At 49.5% G+C, this 17,594-nt stretch carries 17 protein-coding genes; 7 read left to right on the top strand and 10 right to left on the bottom strand.

Annotated features, from left to right (window positions below; translation table 11 throughout):
- The first annotated feature begins 9 nt into the window (after positions 1-9).
- Entirely contained in the window at positions 10-1,623 is a 1,614-nt protein-coding gene (locus L0B52_RS05055; RefSeq protein WP_235063662.1) for a PglL family O-oligosaccharyltransferase, read from the top strand.
- An 82-nt stretch (positions 1,624-1,705) separates the two neighbouring features.
- Entirely contained in the window at positions 1,706-2,707 is a 1,002-nt protein-coding gene (argF, locus tag L0B52_RS05050) for an ornithine carbamoyltransferase (protein ID WP_235063661.1), read from the top strand.
- Between the two features lie 85 nt (positions 2,708-2,792).
- On the opposite strand, the gene L0B52_RS05045 is transcribed toward argF, so the two are convergent.
- Positions 2,793-4,601 (bottom strand): SurA N-terminal domain-containing protein, encoded by a 1,809-nt coding sequence (locus L0B52_RS05045; protein WP_235063660.1) that lies wholly within the window; start codon positions 4,599-4,601, stop codon positions 2,793-2,795.
- 132 nt (positions 4,602-4,733) lie between these two features.
- On the opposite strand from L0B52_RS05045, the gene hemE reads away from it, so the two are divergent.
- On the top strand, positions 4,734-5,795 hold the full coding sequence (hemE, locus tag L0B52_RS05040) for a uroporphyrinogen decarboxylase (RefSeq protein ID WP_235063659.1): 1,062 nt from the start codon (positions 4,734-4,736) through the stop codon (positions 5,793-5,795).
- Between the two features lie 45 nt (positions 5,796-5,840).
- On the opposite strand, the gene mutY is transcribed toward hemE, so the two are convergent.
- The 7 genes from mutY to L0B52_RS05005 form a co-directional block, all read right to left on the bottom strand.
- A complete protein-coding gene (gene mutY, locus L0B52_RS05035; protein WP_235063658.1) occupies positions 5,841-6,872 on the bottom strand; it encodes an A/G-specific adenine glycosylase in 1,032 nt (343 codons plus the stop codon).
- 3 nt (positions 6,873-6,875) lie between these two features.
- Positions 6,876-7,730 carry a polyprenyl synthetase family protein gene (locus tag L0B52_RS05030; RefSeq protein ID WP_235063657.1) on the bottom strand — a complete coding sequence of 285 codons (855 nt, stop codon included), beginning with the start codon at positions 7,728-7,730 and terminating at the stop codon, positions 6,876-6,878.
- Positions 7,727-7,969, bottom strand: coding sequence for an exodeoxyribonuclease VII small subunit (locus L0B52_RS05025; protein ID WP_235063656.1), 243 nt, complete (start codon positions 7,967-7,969; stop codon positions 7,727-7,729). Before L0B52_RS05025 ends, L0B52_RS05030 begins: the two co-directional genes overlap by 4 nt.
- Positions 7,966-8,919 carry a ribosome small subunit-dependent GTPase A gene (rsgA, locus tag L0B52_RS05020; protein WP_235063655.1) on the bottom strand — a complete coding sequence of 318 codons (954 nt, stop codon included), beginning with the start codon at positions 8,917-8,919 and terminating at the stop codon, positions 7,966-7,968. Before rsgA ends, L0B52_RS05025 begins: the two co-directional genes overlap by 4 nt.
- Before the next feature lie 6 nt (positions 8,920-8,925).
- The gene (locus L0B52_RS05015) at positions 8,926-9,669 is read right to left on the bottom strand and encodes a VacJ family lipoprotein (RefSeq protein WP_235063654.1); all 744 of its coding nucleotides are present in this window, start codon (positions 9,667-9,669) and stop codon (positions 8,926-8,928) included.
- Positions 9,656-10,780, bottom strand: a complete 1,125-nt coding sequence (locus tag L0B52_RS05010; RefSeq protein WP_235063653.1) for an AI-2E family transporter — start codon at positions 10,778-10,780, stop codon at positions 9,656-9,658. The genes L0B52_RS05015 and L0B52_RS05010 overlap by 14 nt, the downstream gene beginning before the upstream one ends.
- A gap of 130 nt (positions 10,781-10,910) precedes the next feature.
- The gene (locus tag L0B52_RS05005) at positions 10,911-12,116 is read right to left on the bottom strand and encodes a multidrug effflux MFS transporter (RefSeq protein WP_235063652.1); all 1,206 of its coding nucleotides are present in this window, start codon (positions 12,114-12,116) and stop codon (positions 10,911-10,913) included.
- A 296-nt stretch (positions 12,117-12,412) separates the two neighbouring features.
- Between L0B52_RS05005 and L0B52_RS05000 the strand changes: the two genes are divergently transcribed.
- Positions 12,413-13,774, top strand: a complete 1,362-nt coding sequence (locus L0B52_RS05000; RefSeq protein WP_409202323.1) for a PepSY-associated TM helix domain-containing protein — start codon at positions 12,413-12,415, stop codon at positions 13,772-13,774.
- A gap of 66 nt (positions 13,775-13,840) precedes the next feature.
- Here L0B52_RS05000 and ung read toward each other — a convergent pair whose 3' ends face one another.
- The gene (gene ung / locus L0B52_RS04995) at positions 13,841-14,530 is read right to left on the bottom strand and encodes a uracil-DNA glycosylase (protein WP_235063650.1); all 690 of its coding nucleotides are present in this window, start codon (positions 14,528-14,530) and stop codon (positions 13,841-13,843) included.
- A 68-nt stretch (positions 14,531-14,598) separates the two neighbouring features.
- Between ung and L0B52_RS04990 the strand changes: the two genes are divergently transcribed.
- Positions 14,599-15,888, top strand: coding sequence for a DUF2254 domain-containing protein (locus L0B52_RS04990; protein WP_235063649.1), 1,290 nt, complete (start codon positions 14,599-14,601; stop codon positions 15,886-15,888).
- Positions 15,889-15,960: 72 nt separating this feature from the next.
- The gene (gene erpA, locus L0B52_RS04985) at positions 15,961-16,311 is read left to right on the top strand and encodes an iron-sulfur cluster insertion protein ErpA (RefSeq protein WP_235063648.1); all 351 of its coding nucleotides are present in this window, start codon (positions 15,961-15,963) and stop codon (positions 16,309-16,311) included.
- Here erpA and recO read toward each other — a convergent pair.
- Complete coding sequence (recO, locus tag L0B52_RS04980; RefSeq protein WP_235063647.1) at positions 16,308-16,970, bottom strand: DNA repair protein RecO; 663 nt, start codon at positions 16,968-16,970, stop codon at positions 16,308-16,310. The two genes, erpA and recO, sit on opposite strands and share 4 nt — an antisense overlap.
- A 29-nt stretch (positions 16,971-16,999) precedes the next feature.
- Here recO and L0B52_RS04975 point away from each other — a divergent pair, with 29 nt between their 5' ends.
- Positions 17,000-17,575 carry an aminodeoxychorismate/anthranilate synthase component II gene (locus L0B52_RS04975; RefSeq protein WP_235063646.1) on the top strand — a complete coding sequence of 192 codons (576 nt, stop codon included), beginning with the start codon at positions 17,000-17,002 and terminating at the stop codon, positions 17,573-17,575.
- Positions 17,576-17,594: the final 19 nt, after the last annotated feature.

The raw sequence follows: 17,594 nt of genomic DNA, 5'->3' as shown, positions 1-17,594 counted from the left end.
GTGGCAATCGTGCCACACTACCTATTATCAGCGTTTTCACTTACCGGAATAACGCTTTTATTGGTGTTAGTGCTTGCCAAAACCAGAGCAGCTTTTCTGCCACCCCGACTTTTTATATTTCTAGCAGCTTCTTTTGCGCTGTTACTGGCCTTAAGCGTCTTTAATGGCACGTTTGCACAATACCGCTATCAGCTGTTGATCTACGCCTTGGCGGTTTTGTGCGCAATATTACTTGGTGCACAAAAAGATACGCTGCAGTTTTCTCACCAGCGTTTGCTTTTTGTGATTGTTGCCGGTGGCGTTTTGGTCAGCCTGCTCAGCTTAGTGATTTTTTATTTTCCAGATTGGGTGGTGGTGCAACGCTTGGCTGGCGTGGTGAGAACACGGATTAGTGGACCGATCGCGCAAGCAAACTTGCTAGCAGTCACCATGTTTGTGGCGATTGGTGCGTTGTTTGAGCTAAGCAGTCAGCGACACATGCGACGAATGTCCGCACTCGTGATTGCCTGGCTATTTGGTTATGTGATGCTCGGTACTCTGTCACGAGGCTTGCTGGTGGGTTTTGTGGGGTATCTGCTGTTAATGGCGCTGTTGAGCACTAAAGCAGAGCGTCGCAATGTGCGCGCTGTGTTTATCGCACTGCTTTTAGGTGCTGCCAGTTTTTGGCTGTTTAATGAGGCGATTATTGAGCTGCTGTCGCGCTTTAATATGGTGCAAACAGTCGATAATCATTATTTGGATCGTGGCAGTGGTGGTATAACTTGGCGGTTTTCTGAATGGCATAAGGCGTGGCTGCTCTTTATGGATCACCCTTGGACAGGTGTCGGCTTTGAGCGTTATGGCGCGTACAGTGTTCTGATGTATGACTATCCATGGGCAGTTACAAACAATACATTCCCAGCGCACAGTCATAATATCTTTTTTCAGCTATTGGCTGAATTTGGCTTGCTCGGTGGGGTGTTTGCGATTATGCTCGCTGGGGTGTTAATGTGGCAGTTGTTGCAGGTTAAAAAATATCGTTGGTTCGTTTACGCACTGTTTATTGCATTTTTGATGAACTCATTGATTGAGTATGTGCTGTGGTATCTGTCGTTCGCGGTCTTTTTCGCTTTTTTATGGGCAGCGTTTGTGCCGCAAAGAGCCGCGGCATTTCGCCTGTCGCATAAACTGCTTTGGCTGGTACCAGTCGTATTCGCATTGCTCGGAGTGATTACTGCACCATTGTATGTTGTGAGTAATCAACATGCCTATTCGCAAACCAACGCCGATAAGTTCTATGAATACACCGCGAACCCAATTTATGGCTATGATTTTTCCTCTGCCTTTTTGGTGTTGTTTAACCTTGATAATCCGTACGTGAGTGAAGAGTTTCTTGAGCTATACCGGAAAGATTTACAGCGTATGTTATTAATACGGCCAACGCCGGATATTCGCTTTAAAGCGATGCAGCTTGCCGTTTTAGAAGGTGATGACGCGGCACTTGCCGAACACTACCAGTTAATGCGTGTGATGGTCAGAAGTAATGATTTTCTGGGTGAACGATATAGCAGTTTTTGTGAGCCAGGCTTTATTGTGTGTGAAGGGGCGTATCGCTATATCGAAAAACACGCTGCTGATCAATAGTTGTAACTAATCAGTACAAGCTTGGCTTTGACGCCACGCGTTTTTTTATCCATAATCACTTTTTGCCTGTAAGGAGTGCGTGATGGGGTATTGGACGGGGAAATCGCTGGTTGCGCTGATTGAGCATCCGCCGGCGGAAGTGTTGGCGCTAGTGGATTTGGCAGCGGCGCTTAAAGCCGATAAGCGCGCAGGTGTCGAACAGCCGCGATTAACTGGTAAAAACGTTGCGCTAATCTTTGAAAAAACCTCAACCCGTACACGTTGTGCCTTTGAAGTGGCGTGTTTTGATCAAGGCGCAAATTGCAGCTATATCGGCCCTGGACGCTCACAGCTTGGTACTAAGGAAAGCGTTGCTGATACCGCACGTGTGCTTGGGCGGTTTTATGACGCGATTGAATACCGTGGCTCATTACAGAGCGTGGTCGATGGCTTAGTGCGCTATGCCGGTGTGCCGGTGTATAACGGTTTGACCGATGATTATCATCCCACCCAAATGCTCGCTGATGTGTTGACCATGCGCGAGCATAGTGATAAACCGCTGGCAGAAGTATCTTTTGCCTATCTTGGTGATGCACGCAACAATATGGGGCATTCTTTGCTACTTACCGGCGCACTGCTGGGGATGGATGTGCGGATTGCCGCACCCAATGCGTTACAACCCGATCAAGCGATTATCGAGCGCGCACAGGCTTTGGCTAAAGAAACTGGCGCACAAGTGATGGTCACTGATGATGCCGAACAAGCCGTTGCGGGCTGTGATTTTATCCATACTGATGTTTGGGTGTCGATGGGTGAGGATAGCAGCGTGTGGCAGGAGCGCACAGAGCTGCTTTTGCCGTATCGCATTGATGCCAGGCTGATGCAGGCCGCGGGTAAACAGGCGAAGTTTATGCATTGCTTGCCAGCCTATCATGACCGCAGTACCTCGTTTGGTGAGCAGTTTTATGAAGACCATGGTCTGGTTGGGATTGAAGTCGCGCATGAGATATTTGAAAGCGAGGCGGCGGTGGTGTTTGATCAGGCAGAAAACCGCATGCATACGATCAAAGCGTTGCTGGTAGCTACCCTTAGCCACACTAATTAGGGCAACACATTACATCAACAAAAATGGCCGGTGAATCATATAGGTTCACCGGCCATTTTTATGCGAATAATGCGAGATACGCTGCTTAGTTTGCGCTGCGTGATAACACGTCTTGGTTGACGCTGATCTTCGCGTTGTCGCGCAGCCACTCAGTAAGCCCAACAGCGAATAAATCTTGACTGGTGCGTTGCCATAGCGAAGTCCACTGATCGAGGTTGTTAATCTCGCCATCAACCGCTGGGGTGTGAACCGCATCAAGATGGCTGATCAGATAATCACCATTCGGGGCGAAAAACGCGTGATCGCGTGCGTTTTGCTGGAAAATCTGCTGCAAGACCGCCTCATCAAGCGCGCTATTTTCATCCGTAAAGCTGAGCCCTTGATAGCTCAGACGTTCGCCTTGATGGGCGCTAATCAGCTCATCAAGCGCTTGCGGATCATCTTTCCACGCTTGTAATACCGCGTTACCGTTATCTTCTAACGCTTCGCGTGCTGCAGCTTGGCGAGCGTCATCGCTCACTTGCGCGTGGATGGTATCGAGCTCAGGGACAGCAGCGGCTTCACGCGCTGTAACAGTGAAAAAGACACTGCGCTGATCGTCAATGGCCACGGGTTGCGCCATTTCTTCAGCTTCTAAAGCGCGTTCGCCAAAGAGTTGCTCGCTCACTTCCGGTTGGCTCATCCAGTCTTGAGGCGGTCGTTCTGCGCTAAACCAATCGCTGTTTTGCACGTTTTGATTGAGCAAGGTGGCGATTTGCGCAAGCGCGGTGCCGTTTTGTGCCGCATCAAAAGCCTGGTTGGTTTGGCTGAGGTAGGTTTCCTCGGCGCGTTTGTTGGCGATCTGCGCGCGTAAAGCGCCGTCACCGAGTGCCTCAGGGGCGTCAATCTTGCTCAGTCCGATAATCATATAGCCATAATCGGTTTCAACCACCGGTGAATAATCACCAATAGCGTCGAGCGCAAATAATGCTTTATCGGCAGCAGGGCTGATGCCTTCGCCGGCTTTGTGTAGGTTTAATTCGCCATATTCACCGCTGATCTCGCCCGCATCAATCGCTTGGGTGAGGCTATCTCGCAGTGTGCCATCGCTGAGTTGTGCGCGTGCATTGTCGGCCTGTTCTTGCTGGTCGAATAACAGGTAGCTTCCGGCGCGACGACTGTCGGTTTTTTGCATCTCGTCTCGCGCTTGGGCGAGTTCTTCGTCGCTGATTGACTGCGGGTCAGCAAAATCATCGACGCTGGTGATGAAGTAATCGATGTTAACCCGGTCTGGGGTGAGATAACTTTGCTGATGATCGTTGTAATAATCGCTGATTTGTTCTTCGCTGAGGGAGGTTTCGCTAACCGCGGCAGCAAGCGGTAAGCGAATCAGCGTCACATCGCGGGTTTGCGCGAAATTGGCTGCAAATTGACGCGCGATTTGCGGGTTATCGATATGGGTTATCGCCATCAACTCACCGTAGCGCCGCGCGGTAAGGTCGTTGCGTAAGCTGTTTTCATACGCGCCCGCGCTGATGCCGCTGCGTTCTAAAAAGGTTTTGTAGCTTGCGTCGTCTGGGAACTGTGCTTTGAGGTCGTTATATAGCGCCTGATCTGGGTAACGATAGCCACTGTTGGCTGCGGTTTGGTTAAACAGCTGTTTATTGATCAACTGGTTGAGTGCGGCGCGTTCAACTGTGGCGAGTTCAGCATCGGGGAATTGAGCGCGCAGATTTTGTGCCGCATTGTTAAATGCGCTGATGCTGATATTCTCACCATTGACCTCGGCAATGCTGGTGCTGCCCTGACCGCCGCTAAAAAGTGGTACACCAAGAAACAGCATGCCTAGGCCGGCAAGCCCCACAAGGATATAAGTGGTGACGCTGGTCTTTTTTTCGCGGATATTATCAAGCATAGCTATCTCATTTACTTAAAAAAGCAATTTTAAGCGAGCGAGCGAGGCAGGGCAAGTGAGGGCTCGGAAATATCCGGGTATCGGCGCGTGGATTTGTTAAGATAGTAGCGTTTTATTATAAAGAGTATCGACATGAGCGAACAAAATGATTTGATGCTGCGCGTGTTGCGTGGCGAAAAAGTCTCGCGCACACCGGTGTGGATGATGCGTCAGGCTGGGCGTTATTTGCCAGAATATCGCGCGACCCGTGAGCAGGCTGGCAGTTTCATGGATTTATGCCGTAATGCGGATTTGGCCTGTGAAGTGACTCTGCAGCCGTTGCGCCGTTACGCGCTCGATGCGGCGATTTTATTCTCAGACATTCTCACCATCCCTGATGCGATGGGTTTGGGTTTGGAATTTATTCCCGGTCGCGGGCCGGTATTTGCGAAAACCGTACGCAGCGAGGCCGATGTTGACGGGCTGCCGTTTCCGCAGATGGACGACGAGTTGGCTTATGTGATGAATGCGGTGCGTACGATTCGCAGCGAGCTGAATGGCAAAGTACCGCTGATTGGTTTTAGTGGCAGTCCGTGGACGCTGGCGACTTATATGGTTGAAGGACAATCGAGCCGTGAGTTTGCGCAGGCGAAAACGCTTGCTTATCAGCAACCGGAAGTGATGCATGCCTTACTCGCTAAACTCACCCAATCGGTTACTGATTATTTGAATGCGCAAATTGCCGCTGGTGCGCAGATTGTGATGATCTTTGATACTTGGGGTGGGGCGCTGCCGCACTGGGCGTATCCGCTATTCTCACTCGATTACATGAAAAATATTGTTGCAGGGCTGAACAAAGACAGCGAGGGCAATCGTGTGCCGGCGATGTTGTTCACCAAAGGCGGCGGGCAATGGCTGCACTTAATGAAAGACAGTGGCGCACAAGGTCTGGGCCTGGATTGGACCACCTCACTCGCGAGCGCCAGAAAAATGGTAGGTGAGGATATCGTGCTACAAGGGAATTTAGATCCAGGGATGCTACGCGCCAATCCGGCGACCATTCATAGCGAAGTGCAGCGCGTATTGAGTGATTATGGTATGGGTCACCGCCATATTTTTAATCTCGGCCATGGGATTACCCCTGATATTCCACCAGATCATGTCAGCGCGTTTATCGACGCGGTGCATGAGATAAGTCCGGCTTATCACGAATAAAACGTTAAAACGCGGCCTTTCAGTCGCGTTTTTTATGCTGCAGGATTAGTCGTTAGGAAATGTTTCCTCAATCAGCTGACGGATTGGTTTGGGCAGTCCTTTAGCGAGTGCATACTCAACTGGCAGCCAGTTTTGCTCTGTGTTGGGTGCATTAATACGTACGACCAGCGGCTGAATATGCAGCTGGTAATGGGTAAAGCGGTGGGTGAAGGGGGTAAGCGTTTTTTGTTGATCAGTTTTGCCGAGTGAGCGAGCAAAGGTGTGTGCCGTGTCTAGATCAGCAAATTCTGGAAAGCTCCAGAGATTGCGCCAAATGCCGTGATCAGGGCGGCGATTGAGATGGATGCCGCGCTTGCTATGCGCAAGCAGCATCACGGTATGTTTTTTTGGCAGTGCTTTGCGTGGTTTTTTGCTCGGCAGCGTCTCGGTACAATCATTAAGATAAGCATAGCAATCGCTACGCACCGGACACACAGCACAATCAGGGCGTGAGCGCGTACAGACCAAGCTGCCTAAGTCCATTAGCCCCTGCGTGTAAGGTTTGAGTAAAGCGTCATCAGCCGGTAGTCGTGCTTCAGCGCTAGCCCATAGCTGCTTTAAGGTTGCCGCATTTGAAGAAACACCTTCGATCCCCTCATGGCGCGTAAGAATCCGTTTCACATTGCCATCAAGAATGGCTTCACGCGCACCAAAAGCAAAAACAGCAATCGCTGCTGCGGTTGAGCGACCTACGCCTTTGAGCGATTCAAGCGCTACGCGTTCGCGCGGGAAAGTACCTGCATAGTCGTTAACGACTTGCTGCGCGCTATGGTGTAGGTTGCGTGCGCGACTGTAATAGCCCAAGCCACTCCAGAGCGCAAGCACATCATCAAGCGGTGCTGCAGCAAGGCTGGCGACATCGGGAAAACGCGCGATAAAGCGCGGGAAATAGTCAAGCACGGTGCTGACTTGGGTTTGTTGGAGCATCACTTCCGATAGCCAGATCCGGTAAGGATCGCTGACTTGCCAAGGTAAATGATGGCGACCATGATCGCGCTGCCAGTGGCTTATGCGTTCAGCAAAGGTCGCTTGGGTCATCGTTTAATGATCGCGTTTGGCAATCAGCGCAATTAGCGCCGCAAGATGTGCGCCTTGGTTGGGTAATTGCTTGCAGCGCTCTAGTGCTAGATCAAACTGTTTTGCCGCTTCATCACGACTAGCTTCCAAGCCGAGTAAAGCAGGATAGGTGTTCTTGCCTTGTGCACTATCTTTACCCGCTGTTTTGCCTAATTGTGCGCTATCGACCGTCGCATCGAGGACATCATCGGCGATTTGATAGGCGATGCCGATCGCTTTGCCTATTGCTTCAAGCGCTTGCTTATGCGCGTCATAATCTGGGCTTGGCAGTGCACCAAGGTGTAAACACGCATTCAGTAGATCACCCGTTTTGTGAGTGTGTATGTGTTGGATGGCTGCGAGATCGGGCTTTTGGCCGGTGTGCGCCATATCGAGCATTTGTCCGTAAATCATGCCGCCAGAGGCCTCGCCAAGGCGCCGAATTTGTCGTAGTGCGATAGCGCTCGGGAGCGGCGCGTGCGTAAGCAGGGTAAAAGCAAGCGTGTTTAGCGCATCACCAGCGAGAATGGCAGTCGCTTCATCAAAAGCTTTGTGCAGGCTGGGTTTGCCGCGACGAAGGTCATCATCGTCCATCGCCGGCAGATCGTCATGAGCTAAAGAATAGGCGTGGATAAACTCAACAGCCGCTGCTGCTGGGTCACTGTCACTGTCTGATACTGAAAAATCTGCCGCGCAGGCATAAACCAATGCGGCGCGCAATCGTTTACCGCCACCAAGGGTCGCGTAGCGCATAGCTTCGCTTAGTTGACCGCAATCGTTGGGTACAGCGTGCTCAAGCGCAGCTTCAGCGCGCTGTTGGTAAGCGTTGAGGGCGTTCATTCCTGATCGGCATCAAACGGGCTGAGGGTTTCTTCACCTTGTGCGTTGCGGCTCAAGACGTTGATTTTTTGCTCGGCATGGTTGAGCGCCTGCTGGCACTGACGAACCAGTTTAATGCCTTCTTCGTAGCGTTTTAAGGCTTCTTCTAACGGCAAATCACCAGATTCCATCGCGTTGACGATTTTTTCTAAAGCGCTGAGGTGCGCTTCGTAATTGAGCACAGGGTTGGTGTCGCTCATGATGGGTGTTCCTCTAAAATTTGCATCATACTGTGATAGCGCGCAGCGCTGATCTGCTCTTTATTAACCGCCTCAAGTACCGCACAATCCGGCTCGTGCTGGTGGCTGCAGTTGCTAAAACGGCATTGTCCCACAAATGGCGCAATATCGCGAAAACCACAGATGATATCCTCGCGCGTCAAATGGGTGACCGCGAAACCGCGCACGCCTGGGGTGTCGATGACTGCACCACCTCCAGGTAGGGGATAACGACGTGAATTGGTGGTGGTGTGGCGACCTAGATTGGTAACTTCCGATAGGCTTTGTACCCAGATATCACTGTCTGGAACTAAGGTGCGGATCAGGCTTGATTTACCAACACCTGATTGTCCACAAATCACCGTTTCTTTGTTATCAAGCCATGTTTTGAGCGCGTCAATACCCTCACTCTGATGAACACTCAGTGGGAAAAGGGTGTAATTGAGCTGGTGATAAGCCGCGAGTTCTTGTTGCCAGTCGTTTTGCGCGGCTTCATCAAGTAAATCCAGTTTATTGCACGCAATCGCCACCGAGATTCCAGCTTCGTAGGCGGCGATTAAATAGCGGTCAATTAGTCCAGACTGCCACTGAGGTTTAGCAGCAATGACAACCAATAATTGGGCAACATGGCTCGCGACCGCGCGCGGTTTGCGGCCTTGCCATTTATAAAGCGTTTGCTGGCGTGGGTGAATCGCTTCAATTACCGCATGCGTTGCATCCGTTTTACTGATTCTAACCCGATCATTAACTGCAATATCGCCGAGTGATTTACGCCAATCGGCGGCGAGCAGCGTACCTTGGTCGTCAACAATGGTTTGATAACCCATATGCGCGACGACAATCGCGGCGTGATCATGGTGTTGGTCGCCAAGCTTGCTGTCGTGCTGCTCGGCAATCCGGCGTTGTTGTTGTTTGCTGAGTTTTTTGCTCAAGCAGCGCTACTCCGACTCGAATACGTCGTCAATCGCCTGCTGTTGGGATGCGTTACGTTTGCCATCGTTAAGCCTGCTCCAACGGTGCTGGATCCAGCTATCACGAATCAAGGTGTATTTATCACCAACATCATCGCCCATCGATTGTTCAAGATCTAATAATCTTGCGCGGGTGTTAATGCCGTCCAGGGCAAACGCTGTCCAATTGATTTCATCGCTGTTCACATAATCAAAGGGATCGATCGCTGTTTTATCGACCAAACGACCAAAGGCATCGCGAGGCGTGCTCGGTCCGAGCACAGGAAGCACTAAATACGGCCCGGATTCTACACCGTAGTGGGCGAGCGTACTGGAGAAATCGGCGTGTATTTTATTGTTGCCAAGTGGGGTGGCGACATCAAAAATCCCACCCAAGCCAAAGAAGGTATTATTAATCACCCGCGCGGTTCCCCAAGCGGCTTGGTCAAATTTAAACTGCAACACACTGTTCACCACAGCGCCCATATCGGCGATGTTGCCAAAAAAGTTGCTGACCCCGGTTTGTACCGGGTCGGGCACAACCGCATCATAGCCGGTGGCAATCGGTTTTAAAAGCGCTGTATCGAGCGTTTCATTGAAGCTAAAAATCCCACGATTCATCGGCTCCCATGGGTCATTTGTATAGCCGTCGGGGCCAATCGCGCTCGAACAAGCGGTGAGGACAATCAAGCTACTGCATAGCAGGGTGTGTTTAAGATTAAGCTTCGTCATGATGGGTATCAGGCTGATCTGAGGTATTAATAGTCGAATCGTCCATAATAGCGGATTCTTCGTCGTTGTACAGCTCGCTTTGCAAATAATGCTCCTTGAAATAGCCAAGGAATACATTAATCATCGCCGCAATCGGTAGCGCCAACAAAATCCCCAAAAAGCCAAATAATTGACCGCCAGCGAGCACAGAAAACAAAACCGCGACTGGATGCAGGCCGGTGCGCTCACCGACAAATTTTGGCGTAAGGATAGTTCCTTCAATCATCTGCGCCAGGGTGAAAATAATCACCACGCCCAGCGGATGAACCCAATCCTGGAATTGGATGATCGCCATAAGGCCGGCGATAAGAATCCCGACGATCAAGCCTAAATACGGCACAAAGCTCACTAAACCCGCGAATAGGCCGATAATAATCGCCAAATCGAGTCCGAGTACCGATAAGCCTACGGCATAAAGGACGCCAAGTGCTAACATAACCAGAACTTGTCCGCGTAAAAAACCACCTAAAACGTAATCACAACGGCTTGCTAATTCTTTAACCATGTCTTGCTTTGAGCGTGGGATTAAATCGTTAATTTTAGCGAGCAAAATATCCCAGTCACGCAGTAAGTAAAAAGCCACTACCGGGATCAAGAATAAATAAGTGCCCCAGGTGACGATAAAGTTTGCTGGTTTGGCAAGACCGGCGATTAGTTTTTTGAGAAATGAAGAGGTATCGCCAAGGTTTTCCTTTAGCGCTTTTTGCACACCTTCGAGATTAAACGTTGCTGGATCAATACTTAAGTATTTTTCCATCATCGGGCCAATTTGCTCGCGTGCCCAAGAAAAATAATCAGGAACGTTCTGCGCGAGGCGGCTGACTTGGCTATCGAGTGTCGGGATTAAGACCAGGATAATCAGCGCAATACCAATAAAGAAACTGGCAAAAACGATCGTAACCGCCATCGCTCGGGGTATTTTTCTCGCTTCTAAGCGATCAGCAAGCGGGTCGCCTAAATACGCGATCAATGCCGCCATGAGAAATGGGGTGAGAATCGGGCTGAGTTTAAACAGTAGCCAGCCAATAGCGAATACGACGACCAGCCATAAAAATAGGCGCGAATCTTTCATGAATGAGTCTCTAATACTGAGTTGTTGCTTAAATTAGCGGCGCTACAACATATCGTCTTACCTCAGGCATATTGTGCTATTCGTGCCTGTCATGCGTATCCGCCGTATTATGACTGCTATTGTAACGCGTTTATCGAGCGGTATAACGATTAACCATAATATTTAGGATAAAAATCACTAGACTAATGCTCGCATAACCCAAGGTTAGTGGGTAGAGCGTGCCGTTAAATTGCCCAGAAATAGCATGTGCGAGCGCCACGCCAACAATGGTCATGACCATGCCTACCAATGCTGAAGCCGTCCCGGCAATCTTAAAATGTGGCTCGAGGATTAAGCTGTTTAAGTTAGGCATGGCGATGCCATAGAAGAACATATGCCCCATGAGCAAAGCAACAAATAAAGGCAGTGGCATGATGCCGCCACCTGAAAAAGCACATAACAGCAAGACGACATCGTTGAGCAACATGCCTGTTAGCGCAAAAACCACCATTTTATGCATGCCAACGCGCATCACTAAACGCGAGTTAGTCCATGAGGCAAGAATCATCCCGCTGGCAGTTACCCCAAAGACCACGGGGAACCATTTTCCTAAGCCATACACATCACGTTGGAAAATTTGTTCAGATTGGCTGATATAGACCATCAACATGGTGAAGAGCAGCCCAAGCATCGCAAGATAAATCAGCGTTGGTACATGGGTTAAACACGCGCGAATAGAGGCAAGAATATGCTTTGCGTCAAATCGGCTGCGCTGTTCTGGGGTGATGGTTTCTGGGAGCTCTAGTAGCGTCCAGGTGATCATAATGCTACCCATGATGATGAATAACCAAAATACCGAATGCCACGAGCCTTGTAGCATCACTAGCTGGCCAATTGATGGCGCAAGGATCGGCACAAAGATAAACACCATCATCACAAACGACATAATCCGCGACATTTCGCGCCCGGAGCTCACATCACGCACAATCGTCAGGCTTAAAACGCGCGCTGAAGCCAACCCTGCGCCTTGAGCAAACCGTGCGATCAATAACCCGCTAAAACTGTCGATAAACAGCACAGAAAACGAAGCGAGGATGTAGATACCAACGCCAATACACAGCATGATTTTTCGCCCGTAAATATCGGCGAATATGCCAAATGGTAGTTGGAATAATGCCAAGCCAAGCATGAATGAAAAAATGACTTGCTGGATACGGTTTTCTTCGGCAGCGGATAGACCAAAAGCGTCGGTCATCTGCTCAAAGGCCGGGAGGACAGCGTCGATGCCGAGTGCGGCAAGGCTGATCATTAACGCGATAAAAAGGATAAAGCGTCGGGAGGTAAAGAACGGGTTCATGTTATTTTTCTACGATTAGACTAAGCGAGAACGTTAGCATATTTAAACCGTTTTTTGCTTAAACTATAAGCAATCATTCTCATTAAATCTTTAAAAATAAAGCGCTAGGGTTTTTATCACGGAGTCATTAAGTGCGTATTTGTCTTGAAGTGTTGAGGGTATATGTGGCTGATAAAGAAGGATATTGTGAGTCATTAAGAGTAATGATAATATTCAATACGAATTATTATCAATAATATGTGAGGCAAATAATGTCACAAAATCATGAGGTTAATAAGGGTGCTTCTCGTCAATCGATGAAGGAAGATTCGAGTTATAGTCGAATTTGGCGATGGCATTTTTATGCTGGGGTGTTTGTTGCACCTTTTTTGACTATTTTGGCAGTGACGGGTTTGTGCATGATGATGCTTGCTTATACTAATGGCCGGGATGGCGAGCAAATTAAGGTAGCGGTGCAAGCCAATCCACAGCCAATATCTGCACAAGCTGATGCTGCAGTTGCTTCAATACCAAATGGCACGATCAAACAATATATTGCCCCACGCGCCGATGATAGGGTCGCGGTGTTTCGGGTGGATGGTGCTGAGCGTGCGATGATGGTTGCGGTCGACCCCTACACCGCCGAAGTGGTTAAGGTCTATCCACGCCGCGATGGGCTATATCAGAAAATGGAAGCCTTTCACGGGACGCTGTTCTTAGGGAAATTTGGCGATTATTTGATTGAAACAGCGGCGTCTTTGGCGATTTTAATGATCGCAACCGGCTGGTATTTATGGTGGAAGCGACAGCGGCGTTTGCGTCAGGTGTTTATGCCGAAATTGGGTAAAAAAAGCGGCTGGTGGCGCAGGCTGCATGGTGCAACCGGATCTTGGATTTCGCTAATCTTGCTGTTCTTTTTGATTTCTGGTTTGTCATGGGCTGGTATTTGGGGTGAGAGAATGGTGCAAGCGTGGAGCCAGTTTCCTGCGGGCAAATTTGGTAATCCGCCGATGCCGGTTTCTGCACCAACCCATGGCGATGTGCTCAATGATGGGTTGACGAAAGAAGTTCCTTGGGTGCTTGAGCTGACCCCGATGCCAACATCCGACACCAGCAATACATCGGCTAAAGCTGCGGTGAGCAAAAACCTTGACACATTAGATCAATTTGCGCGCGAGCAAGGCTTTGAGGGGCGTTATCAAATCAATTTCCCTCACGGTGAGATAGGCGTTTGGACGCTAAGTCAGGATTCGATGAGTTATGACAGTAACAACCCGATGGCTGATCGCACCATGCACCTTGATCAATACAGTGGAGAAATCCTCGCCGATATTCGCTTCCAGGATTACAACCTGTTTGGGAAGTTTATGGCAGCCGGTGTTGCGCTACATATGGGGAACTTAGGTTGGTGGAGTGTGCTTGCGAATGCGCTATTTTGCTTAGCTGTGGTGTTTATGTGTGTCAGCGGATTTGTGATGTGGTGGAAGCGTCGACCAAGTAAAGCGGTTGGTTTGGCGCCACCACCTGCGAGAAACTCAACCGTGAGCTGGGGATTGGCTGCTCCGTTACTCGCATTAGCGGTTATTTTTCCAACCGCGATGCTGGTGATTGTCGCGGTGTTTTGCCTCGACTATGTGCTGTTTTCACGCATTAAGCCAGTAGGTGCTTTGGTTAAGTAAATGTATTAACTCACCGCTAGGACGCTGCATCACGATGATGCAGCGTCCGTATTCTCGATACCGTGACTAGATTTGCCAATCAATCGGCACTTTGCCGGCTTGCTCTAACAGATGGTTGGTTGCTCGGAAATGATCACAGCCGATAAAGGCGTTGCCATTTAGTGGTGATGGATGAACGGCGGTGAGAATATGGTGTTTATCTTGATCAATCAGTGCGGCTTTTTGTTTGGCAAAGTTACCCCACAATAAAAAGATAATTCCTTCGCGTTCGCGCGATATTGTCTCAATAACGCGGTCGGTAAAGCGTTGCCAACCGATTTTACTATGACTACCCGCGCGACCTTCGAGCACCGTCAGCGATGCGTTAAGCAGGAGCGCGCCTTGATCAGCCCACGCGCTAAGATCGCCATGTTTTGGTGTGTTAAACCCTTCAATACTGCGCGCGAGCTCTTTGTAAATATTGCGTAGTGAGGGTGGGATGGTCACACCTTCTGGGACAGAAAAAGACAACCCCATCGCTTGCCCGGCGCGATGGTATGGGTCTTGTCCTAAAATAACCACCTTAACCTCTGATAGTGGGGTGCGATCAAAGGCATTAAATATCCATTTACCCGGTGGAAACACGTGCTCACCGCGCGCTTTGGCATCAAGCAGGGCTTGTTTGATGTGGGCAAAATAATCCTGGCTGAATTCGTCATAAAGCGCTTTTTTCCAACTCGCTTCAAGGGTAATTTGCGTGGGGTCAATATGGGCCATAATCGATTGCTCGCGTTTCACTAAATCGCTAGGTTATCATAGGATGAATATCTGGATAGGTGGAGATCATGTATCGATTCTGGTTATGGCTGCGTCAGCCTGAAAACACCCTTTGGGCGATGCCAACCTTGGGCGCGCTATTTGCCACGTTGATTGTGGTGGCCTCTGCGTTGTTGCCGGATTATTTATGGCCGCAAGACATCTCATTGCCCGATATTGAATTGAGCACGATTGAATCGTTGCTTGATGTGCTGGCGAGCTCGATGTTGGCGGTGACCACGTTTTCACTGTCAATCATGGTCTCTGCTTTTGCTTCAGCTGCTGGTGGCGCTACCCCTCGTGCGACACAGTTAGTGATGGCTGATGATAATACGCGTTTGGCTATCGCCAGTTTTATTTCAGCGTTTATTTATTCGGTGATTGCGAAAACGGCGCTCGGTATGGGGTATTACCAGCAAAATGGGCGCTTTTTGTTGTTTATCGCCACGATTCTGGTGCTTTTGTATCTGATCGCTATTTTGATTCGCTGGGTGCATACCTTATCGCAACTCGGGCGCATGAATAACACCATCCATAAGATTGAGCTGCAGTCTGAGAGCACCTTGCGTGCTTATCGCAGTAATCCTTATTTGGGCGCTGGTGCGCGTGAACCAGATGGTGAGCCGGTGTTGTGGCTAACCAATAAAGCAATGGGCTATCTTACCCATATCAATATGTCGTCAATTAACAACTTGGCGGAGAAGGGCGATTTCCGCCTGCATATTGTTGTGCGACCGGGAAAGCTGCTTTATCCCGGTGATTATTTAGCTAAGGTCTATGGGTATTTACCTGAAGATAAAGATGTGCAGGCGTTGCGCGATGGATTTGTGGTGCAGGCGAACCGTAGCTACGATCAAGATCCGCGTTATGGGATGATTGTGCTTGGTGAGGTTGCAGAACGTGCGCTGTCACCTGCGGTTAATGATCCGGGGACGGCGATCAAAGTGATGAATGTATTTGCGCGTTTGTTGATTGCGGTGAAAGGCGATGAGGGAAGCCGGATTGATCCGCCTTATTATCGTTTGAGTATCGTCGAATTTAGCGAAGAAGACTTGTTGATCCAGGCGTTTGATCCATTGCTGCGCGATGGCGCGAGTAATGTCGATATCGCGCAGCGCGCGCAGAAAATTCTCGCTGGCCTGTGGCGTAAAGCGTTGGAATCTCGGGTTCGTGAGGCCGCGCACTGGCAGGCTAAACGGGCGCTGCGTATTCATCACGACTCAGATATGCTTGATGAAGATAAGGCCTATATCGAGGCGCTTTACCATAAATTATTTGTCCTCGAAGAGCATGAAGATTTGCCGCAAATCTGGGATTGAAGAAACCGTCATCGTCAAAAGCTCTGCTTACCGCTATAATCTACACCAACTATGAAATAAAGTGGGGGCTTGGTGAGCGAATTAGAAACTTTTGTCGCCGAAGTGGATTTTAGTGATGCGGCAGCCGATAAAGTGGCTGAATTATTGGTCGAGGAAGAAAACGATCAGCTCAAACTGCGGGTGTTTGTCACCGGCGGCGGTTGCTCGGGCTTTCAGTACGGCTTTACCTTTGATGAGGCGATTCAAGAAGGTGATTCTTTGGCGGAAAAAAATGGCGTAACGCTGCTTATCGACAGCATCAGCTATGCGTATCTGGCGGGTGCGGAGATTGATTACAAAGAAGACCTACAAGGGGCGCAGTTTATTATCCGCAATCCGAACGCGCAGACCACTTGTGGCTGTGGGTCGTCATTCTCACCTTAAGATTTAATCAGCTGTTGCAGCGCTTGCGTGGTGTTGCGGGTGTGTTGGCGAGGATTATGCTGGCTAAGAATCAAGCGATGTAAGGCTTTACTTTGGTGGTGAGCGAGGATGTCACTCACGCGATGTTCGCTCAAAGCCAGCACTAAAGAACGTTCAAAGCCTTGTTCGGCAGCATGAAGCTGCGCTGTGCCGTGATAAAAACTTAATAGATAATGCGTGCTATCCCCATGAACCTCAGGGATTAAACCCAAATGATCGATCAGGCGATACTCAAATAAACGAAAAGCGGCTGCATCAGGCTTGGCAAGGCTCGCAAAATACGCTTCATAAAGCTCAGGTGCTGGGTCTTCATAAGGTAAGTTGGTTAGCAATAATTCATTGAGATAATGGGCGTGTAAGCGGTTTTTTGGCGTAAGGTTCATTCGCCGCGCGATATCGGCTTGCCAGATGTTTGCGAGCTCGCTTTTGCGTCGTCCGTCAATCAGTATTTCGTTGAATAAGGCGAGGTTGTCGGTAAAGCGGTATTGTTTTTGCTTTGGAATGCGTGCGCTGGCGCGAAAGCGGCCTAGGGCGTGGTGGAATAACTCTACTAAATAATGGTTTTCGCGGTAAGGTTGGCGCTTGAGCACCACGACGCGATCTTGATTAAAAGTGATCATCGGCCGAGCTGGTGCGAGAGGAAACTAATGTGTTGTTGATGATTGATAATCATGATTCGTTTACCTATAACTTAGTACGCTATTTTAGCGAATTAGGGCAGACGGTTCGAGTATGCTCTCGTGAGGCGATTAGTGTGGCGGATGTTGTCGCGCTTAACCCAGATTATATCGTGATTTCGCCCGGCCCGTGTAGCCCTAATGAGGCGGGGATGAGTAATACGATTATCCGCCATTTTGCCGGTATCGTGCCAATTTTGGGCGTGTGTTTAGGGCATCAGTGCATTGCTCAAGTCTTTGGCGCAACGATTGAGCGCGTGCCACCAATGCACGGTAAAATCAGCCGTATCCGCCATAACGATCATGGTGTATTTCATGGATTGCCTAATCCACTACACGTAACCCGCTATCATTCTCTAGCGGTTTCTCGGCAAAATTTTCCTGCAGAATTTGACATTACCGCCTGTAGCGATGATGAAAATCAGACGATTATGGGGATTCGCCATAAAAAAATGGCGCTAGAAGGTGTACAATTCCATCCAGAGTCTTTTTTAAGCGAATATGGGCAGCCGATGCTCAAGCAATTTTTGGCGAATAAGGGAAGGTAGGCGACGTGAGTCAGTACGA

This window comes from Suttonella sp. R2A3 (assembly GCF_021513215.1).
In the GTDB taxonomy this organism is placed as follows: domain Bacteria; phylum Pseudomonadota; class Gammaproteobacteria; order Cardiobacteriales; family Cardiobacteriaceae; genus JAHUUI01.
Note: the sequence above shows the minus strand (reverse complement) of the source record. Positions and strands in the feature narration are given on the sequence as shown.

Bases quoted from the DNA above. Each gene is read 5' to 3' on its own strand.
- argF (WP_235063661.1), top strand. From the start codon at position 1,706: ATGGGGTATTGGACGGGGAAATCGCTGGTTGCGCTGATTGAGCATCCG.
- L0B52_RS05045 (WP_235063660.1), bottom strand. From the start codon at position 4,601: ATGCTTGATAATATCCGCGAAAAAAAGACCAGCGTCACCACTTATATC.
- hemE (WP_235063659.1), top strand. From the start codon at position 4,734: ATGAGCGAACAAAATGATTTGATGCTGCGCGTGTTGCGTGGCGAAAAA.
- mutY (WP_235063658.1), bottom strand. From the start codon at position 6,872: ATGACCCAAGCGACCTTTGCTGAACGCATAAGCCACTGGCAGCGCGAT.
- L0B52_RS05030 (WP_235063657.1), bottom strand. From the start codon at position 7,730: ATGAACGCCCTCAACGCTTACCAACAGCGCGCTGAAGCTGCGCTTGAG.
- L0B52_RS05025 (WP_235063656.1), bottom strand. From the start codon at position 7,969: ATGAGCGACACCAACCCTGTGCTCAATTACGAAGCGCACCTCAGCGCT.
- L0B52_RS05015 (WP_235063654.1), bottom strand. From the start codon at position 9,669: ATGACGAAGCTTAATCTTAAACACACCCTGCTATGCAGTAGCTTGATT.
- L0B52_RS05010 (WP_235063653.1), bottom strand. From the start codon at position 10,780: ATGAAAGATTCGCGCCTATTTTTATGGCTGGTCGTCGTATTCGCTATT.
- L0B52_RS05005 (WP_235063652.1), bottom strand. From the start codon at position 12,116: ATGAACCCGTTCTTTACCTCCCGACGCTTTATCCTTTTTATCGCGTTA.
- L0B52_RS05000 (WP_409202323.1), top strand. From the start codon at position 12,413: ATGAAGGAAGATTCGAGTTATAGTCGAATTTGGCGATGGCATTTTTAT.
- ung (WP_235063650.1), bottom strand. From the start codon at position 14,530: ATGGCCCATATTGACCCCACGCAAATTACCCTTGAAGCGAGTTGGAAA.
- L0B52_RS04990 (WP_235063649.1), top strand. From the start codon at position 14,599: ATGTATCGATTCTGGTTATGGCTGCGTCAGCCTGAAAACACCCTTTGG.
- recO (WP_235063647.1), bottom strand. From the start codon at position 16,970: ATGATCACTTTTAATCAAGATCGCGTCGTGGTGCTCAAGCGCCAACCT.